The organism is Paenibacillus macerans, assembly GCF_050565405.1.
Classification (GTDB): Bacteria; Bacillota; Bacilli; order Paenibacillales; family Paenibacillaceae; genus Fontibacillus; species Fontibacillus macerans_B.
Window position 1 is genome coordinate 1 of sequence record NZ_JBNYYG010000095.1, and the last position, 14,163, is coordinate 14,163.

The 14,163-nt window shown below is 54.6% G+C and carries 10 protein-coding genes; all 10 read right to left on the reverse strand.

Features of this window, described 5'->3' with window-relative positions; all coding sequences use genetic code 11:
• Positions 1-875 precede the first annotated feature (875 nt).
• The 10 genes from ACQ4N8_RS27450 to ACQ4N8_RS27495 all read right to left on the reverse strand — a co-directional run bounded on the left by ACQ4N8_RS27450 (position 876) and on the right by ACQ4N8_RS27495 (position 14,053).
• Complete coding sequence (locus tag ACQ4N8_RS27450; protein WP_430707545.1) at positions 876-1,580, reverse strand: ABC transporter ATP-binding protein; 705 nt, start codon at positions 1,578-1,580, stop codon at positions 876-878.
• Positions 1,577-2,377: an ABC transporter ATP-binding protein gene (locus ACQ4N8_RS27455; protein ID WP_430707546.1), complete on the reverse strand. Its 801-nt coding sequence runs from the start codon at positions 2,375-2,377 to the stop codon at positions 1,577-1,579. Before ACQ4N8_RS27455 ends, ACQ4N8_RS27450 begins: the two co-directional genes overlap by 4 nt.
• The gene (locus ACQ4N8_RS27460) at positions 2,374-3,678 is read right to left on the reverse strand and encodes a branched-chain amino acid ABC transporter permease (protein WP_430707547.1); all 1,305 of its coding nucleotides are present in this window, start codon (positions 3,676-3,678) and stop codon (positions 2,374-2,376) included. The genes ACQ4N8_RS27455 and ACQ4N8_RS27460 overlap by 4 nt, the downstream gene beginning before the upstream one ends.
• Complete coding sequence (locus ACQ4N8_RS27465) at positions 3,679-4,662, reverse strand: branched-chain amino acid ABC transporter permease (protein ID WP_430707548.1); 984 nt, start codon at positions 4,660-4,662, stop codon at positions 3,679-3,681.
• 315 nt (positions 4,663-4,977) lie between these two features.
• Positions 4,978-6,180, reverse strand: coding sequence for a branched-chain amino acid ABC transporter substrate-binding protein (locus ACQ4N8_RS27470; protein WP_430707549.1), 1,203 nt, complete (start codon positions 6,178-6,180; stop codon positions 4,978-4,980).
• A 514-nt stretch (positions 6,181-6,694) separates the two neighbouring features.
• The gene (locus tag ACQ4N8_RS27475; RefSeq protein WP_430707550.1) at positions 6,695-7,090 is read right to left on the reverse strand and encodes an N-acetyltransferase family protein; all 396 of its coding nucleotides are present in this window, start codon (positions 7,088-7,090) and stop codon (positions 6,695-6,697) included.
• A gap of 62 nt (positions 7,091-7,152) precedes the next feature.
• A complete protein-coding gene (gene purT, locus ACQ4N8_RS27480; RefSeq protein ID WP_430707551.1) occupies positions 7,153-8,340 on the reverse strand; it encodes a formate-dependent phosphoribosylglycinamide formyltransferase in 1,188 nt (395 codons plus the stop codon).
• A 112-nt stretch (positions 8,341-8,452) separates the two neighbouring features.
• Positions 8,453-10,309, reverse strand: a complete 1,857-nt coding sequence (locus ACQ4N8_RS27485) for an ABC transporter ATP-binding protein (protein ID WP_430707552.1) — start codon at positions 10,307-10,309, stop codon at positions 8,453-8,455.
• Positions 10,310-10,312: 3 nt separating this feature from the next.
• Positions 10,313-12,076, reverse strand: a complete 1,764-nt coding sequence (locus ACQ4N8_RS27490) for an ABC transporter ATP-binding protein (protein WP_430707553.1) — start codon at positions 12,074-12,076, stop codon at positions 10,313-10,315.
• A 207-nt stretch (positions 12,077-12,283) separates the two neighbouring features.
• Positions 12,284-14,053 (reverse strand): dynamin family protein, encoded by a 1,770-nt coding sequence (locus ACQ4N8_RS27495; RefSeq protein ID WP_430707554.1) that lies wholly within the window; start codon positions 14,051-14,053, stop codon positions 12,284-12,286.
• Between the last annotated feature and the right edge of the window lie 110 nt (positions 14,054-14,163).

Sequence of the window (14,163 nt, forward strand, 5' to 3'; positions counted from 1 at the left end):
AACAGCGGTCAAGAGATCTCCTTGAGGGCTGTTTCAATCTCTGAAATTCTCTTACAGGCGGAAAGGGTTATGAAACTAACATTTAAACCCACACAGTAGAGCGAAGAGCCATTTTCTATTTATAATCTAATGCATTTGTCTATATTTTTCAATAATATACAATAAAGAACTTTTGAGTTCTTATTTATATGAATATCCAAACCTCAAATGTTCTACAGTTTGCCCCTCCGCATCCATAACCAGCGTTCATACTTTATTCGAAATTCTGGGTTCGACCAGCTCAACCATCAAATGTCGATTTGGAAAATTGTACAATTATTGCAAGATCAATTCGTTGAGGAACAAGCACGCGCTTATAGGGTATTAAAGGAAATGTTCCGGTAAAAATAAGGGATCATCGTAAAAATCGGTGCTTGATGAAGGGGCCGGGTACAGGGGGAGGGAATGAGTTCCCATCGTCCGGCTCACTTTAAAGACCCCGTCCGTTCTTCTTGATAATTATATATGAAAAAACGAATAAAATTCACCACTTCCCTCGATTTCGACACAATGTACATGAAATATCATACAGAATTGCGCCTCAGACCGACGTAACCCTCTAATATGTATGAATAATCGAATAGAATACAGCATTTTATCGTTATTGACCGAATTGTATGCGAAAAATCGAATAAAATCGCCGTTTCTGTTCATTCTGACGAATGGGGTAGGCAAGGATAGGATGACACCTACTCGTTCATAACTAGCTCACAGGACTAGCCGTCAAGAGCCGATTTTCTTGGTTGAGCCAAAAAAGAGCCCAATTTATTTGAGCTCTTTGGTTGGTCGACAAAAAACAAAGAAGCAAGCAACCCGTACAAGATCGGGCGTATCGGTTATGCCAAATAGGCCTCTTTGACTTGCTCATTGGCAAGCAGCAAATCGGCGGCGTCCTCCATCATGATTTCGCCCGTTTGCATCACATACCCGCGATGGGCGATCTGCAGTGCCTGAAAGGCGTTTTGCTCGACGAGCAGCACGGTCATGCCTTCTTGGTTCAACTGCTGGATGATCTCGAAAATCTGCTCCACGATGATGGGTGCCAGGCCCATCGACGGTTCGTCGAGAAGCAATATTTTCGGCTGCATCATCAGGGCCCGGCCGATGGCGAGCATTTGCTGCTCCCCGCCGCTCATCGTCCCGCCGGATTGCGCCAACCTTTCCTTGAGCCGCGGGAAATGGTCGAATACCAGCTCCATCCGCTGCCTGATCACTTTCTTGTCCTTGACGGAAAATGCGCCCATCTCCAAATTTTCCTTGACCGACAGGCGCGGAAAGATCCGCCGCCCTTCCGGCACATGGGCAATTCCCTCCAGCGCCGCCCGGTGCGGCGGCATGGCAGACAAATCGTTGCCGTTGAACAGAACGGCGCCGCGCGTCGTCACCTGCCCGCAGATCGCCTTCAACGTGGTCGACTTGCCCGCCCCGTTCGAGCCGATCAAGGAGACGATTTCCCCTTCATCCACGTTCAACGACACGCCTTTGAGCGCTTCGATGGCCCCGTAGTAAGCATGAATGTCCTGCAGCTCCAGCAAACTCATGAAATCACCTCCAGCCTGACGGGTTTGCCTTCAATCGCGCTTTTCCCCAAATAGGCTTCGATTACTTTCGGATGGGATCTAATCTCATCCGGTCCGCCTTCGGCGATTTTCGTCCCATAATCAAGAACAAGAATTGATTCGGACAATTCCATGACCAGCTTCATGTCATGTTCGATCAGAATGATCGTCATCCCCGTCTCCTCTTGGATCCTCCGGATCAGGCCGATCAGTTCGACCGTCTCCCGCGGATTCATCCCCGCCGCCGGTTCATCCAGCAACAGCACCTTCGGCTTCGCCGCCAGCGCCCGCGCGATCTCCAGCCGACGCTGAGCGCCGTAAGGCAGATTGGTCGCCTGCTCGTTAAGCAGCTCCTCCAGCCCGACGAATTCCAGCAGTCGGTAGGCTTCCCGGTGCACCATCTCCTCTTCATGCCGGAATTTCGGCAGCGTGAACAAAGTGCCCAGAATCCCGGACTTCAGGTGGATATGCATGCCGACCATCACGTTCTCCAGCACGGTCATGCTCCCGAACAGGCGAATGTTTTGAAACGTACGGGCAATGCCCCGGCTCGTCACCTGATGCGGTTTGACGCCCACGATGGACTTTCCGTCCAGTTCGATCATGCCTTCATCGGGCGTATAAATACCGGTGATCATGTTGAAAAAGGTCGTTTTCCCGGCCCCGTTCGGGCCGATCACCGCGGAGATTTGACCGCGGGGAAAGGAAAAGTCAACGCCGCCGACCGCCGTCAGTCCGCCGAAACGTTTGACCAGATTGCTTACCTTCAGGATCGTCATTTTAGGGCACCTCCGCTTTGTTGTTGGCCGGGCTGCCGGACGGGAAGCGCCGCGGATGAACGATGCGCCTTCAGCCGTTCGGCATCCACCTTTCTGTTCTTGGCGGTGATTAAACCGTGCGGCCGGAATATCGCGATGAGCACCAGAATCAATCCAAAGATCAGCCGCTGCATTTTCGACGGGGAGATCGAGCTGGGAATATTTACAATTCCTTGCAACGTCAGTTGGTTCAACCAGTTGGTAACCTCCGTCAACACCTGCAAATTCAGGATGGTGACGAGCGCCGCGCCAAGGATGACGCCGGGCACGCTGCCCATGCCGCCCAGCAGCACCATGACGAGAATCGTGATCGATTCGAGCAGCGTAAAGCTGGTCGGATCGATAAACGTCTGCTTGGCGGCGAACACCACGCCCATCATGCCGGAGAACGAGGCCCCGATGGCGAAGGCCGACAGTTTGGTGCGGATGAGCGGAATGCCCATGGATTGGGCGGCGATTTCATTTTCGCGGATCGCTTTCCACGCGCGTCCGAGCCTGGAATGCTCCAGCCGCCGGACGCTGAAGATGACGACGGCCAAAATGAATACGACGATAAAATAATATTGGTTCGGGAACGTGAAACGGAATCCGAACAGGCTGGGCGCCTGAATCGAGGATAATCCCATGGCTCCGTTCGTTATGTTGACCGGCCTATCCAAATTGTTGAAGATGATCCGGATGATTTCACCGAAGCCGAGCGTAACGATGGCCAAATAGTCGCCTTTGACTCGCAGCACCGGCAGACCGAGCAGCAACCCGAACAACGCGGCCATAAACCCGCCGAGCAGGATAAAAATCCAGAACGCTCCTCCCGGCAACGGAAACAGTTCGCCGGAAATAAACTGGTTGGCTTGAGGCGTGGCGAAAATCGCGTACGTGTACGCCCCTACCGCAAAGAAAGCGACGAACCCGAGATCAAGCAGCCCGGCGAAACCGACGACGATATTGAGGCCAAGCGCCATCGCGATATAGATGCCGCATTGCGTCGCCACTTCCATATAGGATTGATGCGCCGGCCCTCCCGAAGTGGCAAACGGGATAATGACGAGCAGCAGGACGGCACCCACCGACCACTTTACGGCAGCGGGGAACGTCGTAAAGTACAGCAGCAGCAAAGTGCCGAGCAGCAGCAAAAAGGCGATGACCGATTTATCCGAGAAATAGACGCTGGCGGCCGTCGCGATGACAAACAGCGCATAGAGGGAGGCCTGGGCGATTTTGCTTTGTTCCAGCCGTATTTTCAGTAGCTTCACGAGGGTCACCTACACTTTCTCTTTCACGGCTTTGCCGAATAAACCTTCCGGCTTGAAGATCAGCACCGCGATCAGGATCAGAAACGCCACAACGTCCTTATACTCTCCGCCCAACGTACCGCCCGTAATGACCGATAAATTGGCCGAGGAGAACATTTCCAACACGCCGATGAACAGCCCGCCGAACATAGCGCCCCGGATATTGCCGATCCCTCCCAGCACTGCGGCGGTAAATGCCTTCATGCCCAAAATGAATCCGATGTATGGATCGATCGTCCCGTACTGTTGGGCAAACAAAACGCCGGTCCCTCCGCCTAACGCGGAACCGATAAAAAATGTCAGCGCGATCACCTTGTTCACGTTGATCGACATCAGCGAAGCCGTATCGCGGTCCTGGGCCACCGCCCGCATGGCTGTTCCCCATTTGGTTTTGTTTACGAAAAAATCAAGTCCTACCATTAAAACGACCGCTACCGCAACGACGATGATCGTGTTGGTCTTCAGGAACGCATCGTCAAACCCGCTCCATAGGGAGGATACGCCAAGCTTCATATTATCTCCGTATAGCGAAATGCCGGTGACGACGAAATTTCCCGTTCTGACGTCCGCAATAAACCGAACGATGTCCTGAAGAAGGAAGGAAACCCCGATCGCCGAGATCAGCGAGATGAGCTTCGGAGCTTTGCGGAGTGGCCTGTAGGCCACCCGCTCAATTCCGATCCCCATCAATCCGGTGAACAGCATCGCCGTCGCCAGAATGAGGAAGTAAGTAACGCCGCTGGGCAATCCGCCCGTCCAACCGGCCGAGCTCATCGTAAGCAGGGCGGCCGTTCCCACGAAAGCGCCGGTCATGAAGATTTCCCCGTGCGCGAAATTAATGAATTCAAGGATTCCGTACACCATCGTGTAGCCGATGGCAACGACCGCATAGACGGCACCCAAGGTCAGTCCGTCCACCAGAACCTGGGGGAGTGTTTGCAGGATTGTATCCATAGGTCCTAACCCCTTCTAGATTAATGTCATCTTTTGAAGATATAAGAAAGAGTTGACTACTAAGTATCGGCTTCCTTATATCGCAAGAAAAACTACCGCTAATCGCGGTCTGTCTTCCTTGAATATACGTCGATAGAAGTTTTTCTTATCACGAAGCAGTTCACGAAGTGGACTCGACATCGAATCTTGAATTCAGCCGGGCCTTCCGTTGCTCACATAGCCTCCAGCTACGCTGCGCTACTCAGCCCCTAGCTTCATCCAACCTTCTCGGTGCTGAAAAGCCGTCTTTTTGAACTCGCATTTAATGTCAGACGCTTATTTCGGCTGTTCGATTTCCGATACCATCGTGCCAGGGTAGGTTTGGTTTTCGAATTTATAAATGAATACTTTAGCGAACTCGTTATCGCCTTTGTCGTCAAAGCTGACTTTCGTGGCGATCCCGTCGAAATCGGTCGTTGCGCGAACCGCATTGCGCACCTTTTCCCGGGACGGCAGCTTGCCTCCGTTGTCTTCGATCGCTTTTTTGACGCCGTTCAAAATAATGTTCATCGAGTCATAAGCGTAAGCGGAATAGTTCTCGACGGATTTGCCGAACTTCTCTTTATACTTATCCGCCCACTCTTGATTGGATTTCGTGACGTCCGTCGATACCGAGCTGTAGGCCACTTCCGTGAGTTTCTCGCCGGCGATATCGACCATCCCCGAGGAATCCAGCGCGTCGCCGCCCATGATCGGTACCGCGATCCCCTTCTCGCGCGCTTGCTTGACGATCAGACCGGCTTCCGCGTACATCCCGCCGAAGAAAATGAAGTCCGGCTTCTTGCTGAGCACCTGATTCAGTACCCCGTTGAAATCCTTCTCGCCGACCGTAATGCCTTCGTAGCCGGAGATCGTCGCTCCAAGCTCCTCCGCAGCGCTGCGGAACGCATCGGCCAAACCTTGACCGTATGCCGTTTTGTCTTGAATGACGAAGATGTTCTTGGCGCCGACCGTCTTCACGGCATATTCGGCGCCGGCCGGCCCCTGGAAGTCGTCGCGGGCGACGATCCGGTTGGCGACTTTCAGCTTGCGGTCGGTAAAATCGGTAGCCGTACTGGCAGGCGACACCATCGGAATATTGTATTTCTCATATACGACCGAACTTGGGATCGATACGCCGGAATTCAAATGTCCCAGCACCGCCAATACCGCTTGATCGGCACCGATCAATTCGGAGTTAGCCACGCCTTTTTTCTGATCCCCTTGATCGTCGTAAGGCACGAACTGCAGATCGAAGCCAAGTTCTTTAAATTCGGCCTGGCGTTCTTCCAAAGCCATTTGTCCCCCGAGCTTGATCGATTCCCCCTGAATCGCCGAGCCCCCGGACAACGGCGATTGCGAAGCGATCTTGATGACCGTGAGGTCCCCGCCGGAAGATGAACTCTCCTTGGACCCTTGGCCGGACGTATTGCATGCCGAGAGCATACCGATCGTGAGACATGAGATGACGAAAACCACTAACGCTTTTTTAATTTTCATAAAAAATCCTCCCTCATATTGTTGGTCATCCCTGGTTACCCCGTCTAGCGATAGGTTTGTGTTATGTTTCATTACACTAAACCATGATTTTCTGTATGAATACTCCATATTTACATGAGAATAACGATTTCTGTCAATCATATTTTTCATAATATTCCAGTATTCGTTATTATTTGATACTTATTATGTAATTGATTATGACATACATATAACTCTAGAAAACCCCTTGCCCTCCTTTGGAAACGTTTCACCTTTAAATAGGTCTAGCTTTTCTGAGAGTTTTCTTTTCCTCCAACGCAACCTCCCCTTTTATTAGTCAGATGCATGTGAGTAATCATGACATTTGAACCTACCTTACTGTGCCAACTACACAAAACTACATTTTCCTACGAGCTTTGAAATTCGAAATCGAAAATTTTTAATAAAAAAACGCCATCGCATACAAAAAGCCCCACCTTTCTTTGGAAGAAAGATGGGGCATCTATAATTTAAGAATGATTTCCGCGCGTTTCGATTAAGCCTGAGCCAGCGGTTTGTTCATCCGGTAACCGGCACAGTCAAAGCCGCAATGCTCATAAAACGATTTGACGGACAAATGGTTCTCGCGGGCGGTGGACAACACCAGCTCCGAGCTGCCGCGTTCAAGCGCCCATTGTTCCGCTTCCTCAATCAATCGTTTGCCGATGCCAGTACCGCGGTGTTTCTCATCTACGATCAGGGCCGTAATCCGTGTAACCGGTTTTCTCATATCATGCGTCTGATGCTGTTTCAAAAAGGCCGTCCCAACGACGACCCCGCCCAGTTCCGCGACCAAGTTACCGAGCAGCGGCTGGCCCTCCAGCATGGAAAGACGTTCCTTCAGCACGCTGGCCGTCGTCGGATAACGCAGTTGGCGCATCAAAGGAAGCATGTGATGTACATCGTCGCAACACCCATTACGAATGACCAAAGCCGGAGCAAACACCTGAATACTCAATTGGACCAAACCACCTTTAATAGATTTGCCGCTTCTTTGGCGCGGCTGCGAGCCGTTTCCACATCTTCCGCCGCACTCAGAGCGACGGCCATCCGTCGACCCGGTTTGCAAAGCGGTTTGCCAAATACCCGTACCTGGGTTCTCGGCAGACTTAATGCTTCCTCGATTCCCGCAATCCGGAAATCCTCCCCCTCCCGGCCGCCATCGCCTTTAAGCGTAGCGGATGCCCCGGGCGTCAACAGTTCTACCGCGGGAATCGGAAGACCCAAAATCGCGCGAACGTGCAGGGCAAACTCCGACAAATCCTGGGTTACCATCGTGACCATGCCGGTGTCGTGAGGTCTCGGGGAAACTTCGCTGAATACGATGCCGTCCTTTGTCACGAACAACTCGACGCCAAAGAGGCCATACCCGCCAAGCGCGTCCGTAATGGTACGGGCGATGTCTTCCGCCTCGCGAAGCTGGGCTTCGCTCATTACATGCGGCTGCCACGATTCCACATAGTCGCCGTCCCGTTGCACATGTCCCACCGGAGGACAAAATACCGTCCCGGACACCGACCGCACCGTCAGCATCGTAATTTCGCTCGTAAACGGCACGAACGCCTCGATGATGACCCGCGTATTTTTGGCGCGTCCCCCGTCCATCGCCATCTGCCAGCAGGCGGCTGCGTCTTCCTTGCTGCGGCAGACGCTTTGTCCTTTGCCGGAGGAGCTCATGAGCGGTTTAATGACGCAAGGCAAGCCGATCTCGGCGACGGCGGCTTCCAGCTCCTGCAGACTATCCGCAAAGCGGTAATCGGCGGTAGGCAGACCCAGTTGCTCGGACGCCAGCCGGCGAATCCCCTCGCGGTCCATCGTCAGTCTGGCGGCCGTCGCCGTCGGAATGACCTTAAATCCCTCTTCTTCAAGCTCGACAAGCGCTTTGGTGGCGATCGCCTCCACTTCGGGAACGATCAAATCCGGCTGAATACGGAGAATCAGCGACTTCAATGCGTCCTCGTCCAGCATGTCGATCACATGCGATTCATGAGCGGCGCCCATCGCCGGAGCATGGGCATACCGGTCGACGGCAATCGTGCGAATGCCCAGGCGCTGAGCTTCGATGACAACTTCTTTGCCCAGTTCCCCGCTGCCGAGCAGCAGGATGCTTCTTGGGCTTGTTGATGCAGGAGCCCCCCACATGACGACAGAAATCCCCCTTAACGCTGAGTTAACAATCTTCTTCTATTTTCGTTTTTTATGAACGATATTGCAATAGTTCTAATTAAAAATAAGGATATTTTTCGATAAAAAGTTACAAATAGCGAAACTGGGCTTCGACCAAGCCGTAATAGATGCCTTTGCGGTCCATCAACTCCCGGTGGGTTCCCGATTCTTTGATCTCGCCGTGGTCCAGTACGACGATATGATCGGCGTTGCGGATCGTCGACAAACGGTGCGCGACGATAAAGGAAGTTCTCCCCTGCAGCAGCACTTTGAGCGCTTCCTGGATCTTCAGCTCCGTTTCCGTGTCGATGCTGGCCGTCGCCTCATCCAGGATGAGGATTCGCGGGTTCGCCAGCAGCGCCCGGGCAAAGGACAGCAGTTGGCGCTGCCCCATCGACAGCACGTTGCCGCGTTCCTCGACCTCGGTATCGTATCCCGCCGGCAGCTTCATGATGAATTCATGCGCGTCCACCGTCCTGGCGGCCTGCTCCACTTCCTCGTCGGTCGCGTCCAGACGGCCGAAGCGGATATTGTCCCGGATCGTCCCGGAGAAGATGAACGTATCCTGCAGCACGATCCCGATTTGGCTGCGCAAGCTCTGCACGGTAACGTCGCGAATGTCGTGCCCGTCGATCGATACCGACCCGGAAGTCGCATCGTAAAAGCGGCTGAGCAGGTTGATGATCGTGCTTTTCCCCGAACCCGTATGTCCGACGAGGGCGATCGACTGGCCGCGGCGGACGTTAAGATCGATCCCTTTTAATGCCGGACGGCCTTTCTCGTATTCAAACACGACCTTATCGAACCGAATGTCGCCCATAATCGACGGCAGGGGTTTCGCCCCCGGCTTGTCGGCAATGCTCGGCTCTTCGTCGATGAACTCGAAGATCCGCTCGGAGGAGGCCATGGCCACGAGCAGTTGGTTGTACATTTGCCCTAGGCGGTTGATCGGATCCCAGAAGTTGCCTACGTAGTTGCTGAAGGCGACCAGCAGGCCGATCGTCAACTCTCCCGACTGGATCAAGTACACGCCCAGCATGAACAGGATAAACGTACCCGCTCCCCCGGTAATTTCGATCAAGGGACCAAACGCCTGGTTCATCGCCGACGCTTTGTCCCAAGATTTTTTGCTGCTCATATTCATCGAATCGAAGAAACGCATGTTCGCTTCCTCTTGGGTATAGGCTTGCGTCACGCGAATCCCTTGAATCGACTCGTTCAGATGGGAGTTGATGCGGGAGTTCTTCATCCGCACTTCCTGCCAGGCGATCCGGATTCGCTGCCTTAGCTTCGTGGAGATCAGGAACATGATCGGCACGGTGATCATCACGGCAAGCCCCAGCTTCCAGTTGATCAGCAGCAAAATGACGACGATCCCGGCCAATTGAACGCAGTCGATTATCAGGTTGACGACCCCGTTCGTGAACAGCTCCTGCAGCGAATTGACGTCGTTGGTCACCCGCACCAGCACGGAACCGGCCGGACGTTTATCGAAGAAGTTGAAGGAAAGCTTCTGGATATGCTTGAATAAATCGGCGCGCAGATCGTAAATCACCTTCTGCCCGATCACGTTCGTGAATTTGATCCGGTAGACGCCGGAGACCCACTGCACGATGTACAAAATCAGCACGCCGGCGGTTAAGCCGTACAGCAGTGTCAAACTCGTACGGCCATCTTCCGGCGCAATGGCGCGGTCGATTGCCAAACTGGTCAAATACGGAACCGTCAGCTTGGTCACCGTACCCAGGATGGTCATCAAAGCGACCAGCGGCAGCATCTGTCTGGCGTAAGGCTTCATGTAGGCAAAAAGACGGCGGAATTGCTTCCAGTCAAACGCCTTATCGATGATTTCGTCGTCCTGGTATACGAACCGTTCCTCGATGTCCGCGCGGGACGCGTCTTTGCCCTTCAGCGGCTTTTGTCCGGTCAACGCTTCGGTGTTCATGCTTTACGCCTCCCCTTCGCGGCGAACCGATCTGGCCAGGTGATCCGCGTATTGTATCCGGTACACGTCTTGGTAAGGACCGGGAATCTCGATCAGCTCCCGGTGTTTCCCCCGCTGGACGACCCGTCCTTCGCTCAGGACGAGGATTTCGTCGGCATGCCGGAGCGACGAGATCCGGTGGGCGATAATAAACGTGGTGCGCCCCCGCATAACCTCCTGGAAGCCGGACTGGATTTCCTGCTCGGTTTCCATGTCGACGGCGCTGGTTGCATCGTCCAAAATAAGAATTTTCGGGTTCTTGAGCAACGCCCTGGCGATGGCGATCCGCTGCTTCTGGCCCCCGGACAGCCCCAAGCCCCGTTCCCCGACGACCGTATCGTAGCCGTCCGGCAGCTCCATGATAAAATCGTGCGCTTTGGCCAATTGGGCCGCCCGGATAATTTCCTCCATGGACACGTTCGTCATGCCGTAGGCGATATTGTTCCGAATGGTCGACGAGAAGAGGAACGTCTCCTGGAACACCGTAGCGATTTGGCTGCGCAGACTGCGGACGCAGATGTCCTGGATATTCTTGCCGTCCAGGCGTATCCGGCCCTCGTTGACGTCATAGGCGCGCATCAGCAGTTGAATGATCGTCGATTTGCCGGACCCGGTGCCTCCGAGAAAGCCGATGACCGTACCAGGCGCCGCATGGAAATCAATATCGAGGACGGCGGGCATTTTGTTGCCATAGGCGAACGTGACATGGTCAAACTGCACGTCGCCGCGCACCTGCTCGGCCTCGAGCTCCACGGCGTGATCCCCGTCCTTGACGTCGATCGGCTGATTTAAAATTTCCAGCACCCGTTCCCCGGATGCCTTCGATTGCGTATAGTTGTTAATATGGAACCCCAGACCCCACATCGGGCCGATAATAAACCAGATCAAACTGAAAAAGGCGACCAGATCGCCGAGCGTCAGCTGCTCCTTAATGACCAGCGTCCCCCCGACCGACAGCAGCACCGCCACGCTAATGGAAGCGAGCAGCTCCATGACCGGGAAAAACTTGCTCCACAGCGTGGCCGCAAAGATTTGATTGTCCTTATACCGTTCGTTGCGGTGCGAAAACTTCTCCACTTCATACGGCTCGCGGGCGAACGATTTGACGGTGCGCACCCCGGTCACGTTCTCCTGCACCGCCGTCGTCAAGGAACTGAGCGCCTGGCGCATTTCCTGGAACGCCGGATGAATTTTCGATTCGAATTTCAGCGCCACGCCGGCCAAAAAAGGAATGGTCAACATCGTGACCAGCGTCAGCTGCCAATGGATGGACAGCATCACGATTCCGCCGAACGTCACCATCAGGACGAGATTTAACAGCTGCGCAAAGCCGAAGCCGACAAAGTTGCGGATCGCCTCCAGATCCCCGGTCAAGCGCGACATCAAATCGCCGGTTTTTGCCGTATCGTAATAGCGGAACGACAAAAACTGCAGTTTTTCGTAGCACGCATTCCGCAGCCGGTAGGCCAGATAGTTCCCCAGCCGTCCGCCGAAAAAGCCGTGCAAAAACTGCAGTAAAGCCTTGACGGCCACAACGGAAACCGCCGTCGCCGCAATCCATAATACCTCTCCGTAATTTCCCGGCCTGATCACGTCGTCGATCAGCTTGCGCAGCAGCATCGGATACACAAGCCCAAGCCCGGTCGCGGCCGCCAGACATAGAATCGACAGAACCAAATAGTTCAGCCTCGCATGGTAAAACCCCCGCAGTTGCCTGAGAACCTCCATGTCTCTCCTCCTAAAAGTTTTCTAAGCGCATGCTTCCTTGAGGCGCATTGAAAGCAATTCGGAAACTTGTCATGGCTTGGAAGCATACGCTTTCATAAACATTAGCTTTTAGCAGTTTATCATCATGGTTTTCCTGCGGCAAAGCGGAGAAAGGCCAATTATCTCTTAAATTTGGAATACTGGCCCGCTAACATGATCAAAAGCACCTTATTTATCATAAAATGCTTCTATTTCCTCGTGATACCTGCCGATTTGATCGGCGGTGCTCATCCATTGCGCCAGTTCTCCGCGGGATAGCCGGGAACGCAGGATGCTCTCCTCCCATTCCTGCCATATTCCGCCGAAATAGGCCGCGGTATTCTCCTTGCGCCGGCTGATTTCCAGCTCGTAGTGTTTCCGGAACTCTTCTTCCATATGACCTACCGTTTCCTTCAGGCGCTGCAGGAGCGGTTCCTCGAGCTTGGCCCGCAGCTGCCCCCGGCCGCCTCCTTCAAAAAACGCCTTCGGGTTCTTGAAATAGGACCAATACGCATCCGGCGACAGGAAACCGCCATCCAGCAGGCCTTCGGGAATATCCGGCGTGTTCCAGGACTCGCCGCCTTCGGGGGTGCTTAGCGGCATATCCAGGGCGGCTTCATGCCGGCGGCACCAGGCTTCCGCTTCCCGGCGCAGCAGCGCTTCGGCTTTGCGCTCCAGCCGCAGCGTGGTCGCCAGCAGTTCGCGTTCCAGCTCCCCCGACACCTGATCCAGCCAGCCGCGCATCGCCATGGCAAAGCTGCGTTTCAAAGAACCGGCGTTCTCCTGCAGCAAGGAAGGGTGGAAAAACTCCGCAAACAGCTCCAGCGCCTGCAGCCTTAACCGCTGCACGACATGGAACAGCAGTTCCGCGTTCTCCTGATCCCACTCCCGGCGGATATCCGCTTGACGATATTCGGCCACGGCCTGATCGAAGACGCCGCGGCGATCGCGCAGGGAGGCTAATCGTTGCTCCGCGTTCTCGGCGCTCTCGCCGGCCGCTTCGATCCATTTGGACAACCGCTCGATCATTTGCTTGAGCAGCACGGCCGCGGAGGAAACCGCCAAATTGCCCAGGTCATGCTCCCAGAAAGCCGAAAACCGCTTGCGGAATGCGGCAAATCCCGCTTCTTCCGCCTCCGAAAGTGCAGACCGCCCGGCCGCGAGTGCGTTTTGGCTGGAAACGGCAAACACATTCGGCTGCTGGATTCCCGCCGTCCGCAGGCCGTCCCGTACGTGCTCCACCACGGCGGCCAACTCTTCCTCCGAGGAGGCGAGATCAGCTGCGTTTACGACGAAGAACATTTTATCAAGGGCAAAGCTCCCCTTGATCCGGCCGAGCTGGCTCAGCAGCTGTTTGTCGGCCCGCGAAAAGGCATGGTTATAGTAGGTCACGAAAATGATCGCATCGGAGTCCTTCATATATCGGAACGTGACGCCCGTATGCCGGGCGTGGATCGAGTCCGCTCCCGGCGTATCTACCAGAACGATCCCTTGCTCCGTCAATGGGCAACTGTAATAGAACTCGATTTCGGCGACGAAACAGGCTTTCGTTTCGTCGGCGGCATAGCTGCGGAATTCGCCGGCATCGACGATATGTTCTCGCCCGAGCAGCGCGGCCGAGTTCCCCCAACCGGCGGCGGCTGCTTTCAGGAAGCTGAAATGGGCCCGGCCCGCCGCCAGAACGTCGCCGGCTTCCAGGCGCTGCACGGCGGCCAGCCAGGTCGTTTCCTCCCAAACGCCAAGTCCAAGCGCCTGGAAGGAGAAGGACAAGTCCTCCCGCATGGCTTCGGCGCTTTTGAATTGGATCGCCGCCGTGTTGTGTCGCTGTCCGTTCCCCGGCGCCATGACGCGGATGATCGCCGCGGTGGTCGGATGCGGCGATACCGGCAGCACCGCTTCGCCCAGCAAGGCGCTGGCGAAGGAGGATTTGCCGGCGCTGAACGCCCCGAACAGCGCCACGGTGAAGACGCCGCCCTGCAGCTCGCATTTTTACGATCCGTTTCCGACCGTGGAGCATTATGTTCATATTAAGCACGAGACCGATTAAAACGGATTTAGGAGGCCAATTG

Bases quoted from the DNA above. Each gene is read 5' to 3' on its own strand.
- ACQ4N8_RS27450 (WP_430707545.1), bottom strand. From the start codon at position 1,580: ATGAGTTTGCTGGAGCTGCAGGACATTCATGCTTACTACGGGGCCATC.
- ACQ4N8_RS27455 (WP_430707546.1), bottom strand. From the start codon at position 2,377: ATGACGATCCTGAAGGTAAGCAATCTGGTCAAACGTTTCGGCGGACTG.
- ACQ4N8_RS27465 (WP_430707548.1), bottom strand. From the start codon at position 4,662: ATGGATACAATCCTGCAAACACTCCCCCAGGTTCTGGTGGACGGACTG.
- ACQ4N8_RS27470 (WP_430707549.1), bottom strand. From the start codon at position 6,180: ATGAAAATTAAAAAAGCGTTAGTGGTTTTCGTCATCTCATGTCTCACG.
- ACQ4N8_RS27475 (WP_430707550.1), bottom strand. From the start codon at position 7,090: ATGCTTCCTTTGATGCGCCAACTGCGTTATCCGACGACGGCCAGCGTG.
- purT (WP_430707551.1), bottom strand. From the start codon at position 8,340: ATGTGGGGGGCTCCTGCATCAACAAGCCCAAGAAGCATCCTGCTGCTC.
- ACQ4N8_RS27485 (WP_430707552.1), bottom strand. From the start codon at position 10,309: ATGAACACCGAAGCGTTGACCGGACAAAAGCCGCTGAAGGGCAAAGAC.
- ACQ4N8_RS27490 (WP_430707553.1), bottom strand. From the start codon at position 12,076: ATGGAGGTTCTCAGGCAACTGCGGGGGTTTTACCATGCGAGGCTGAAC.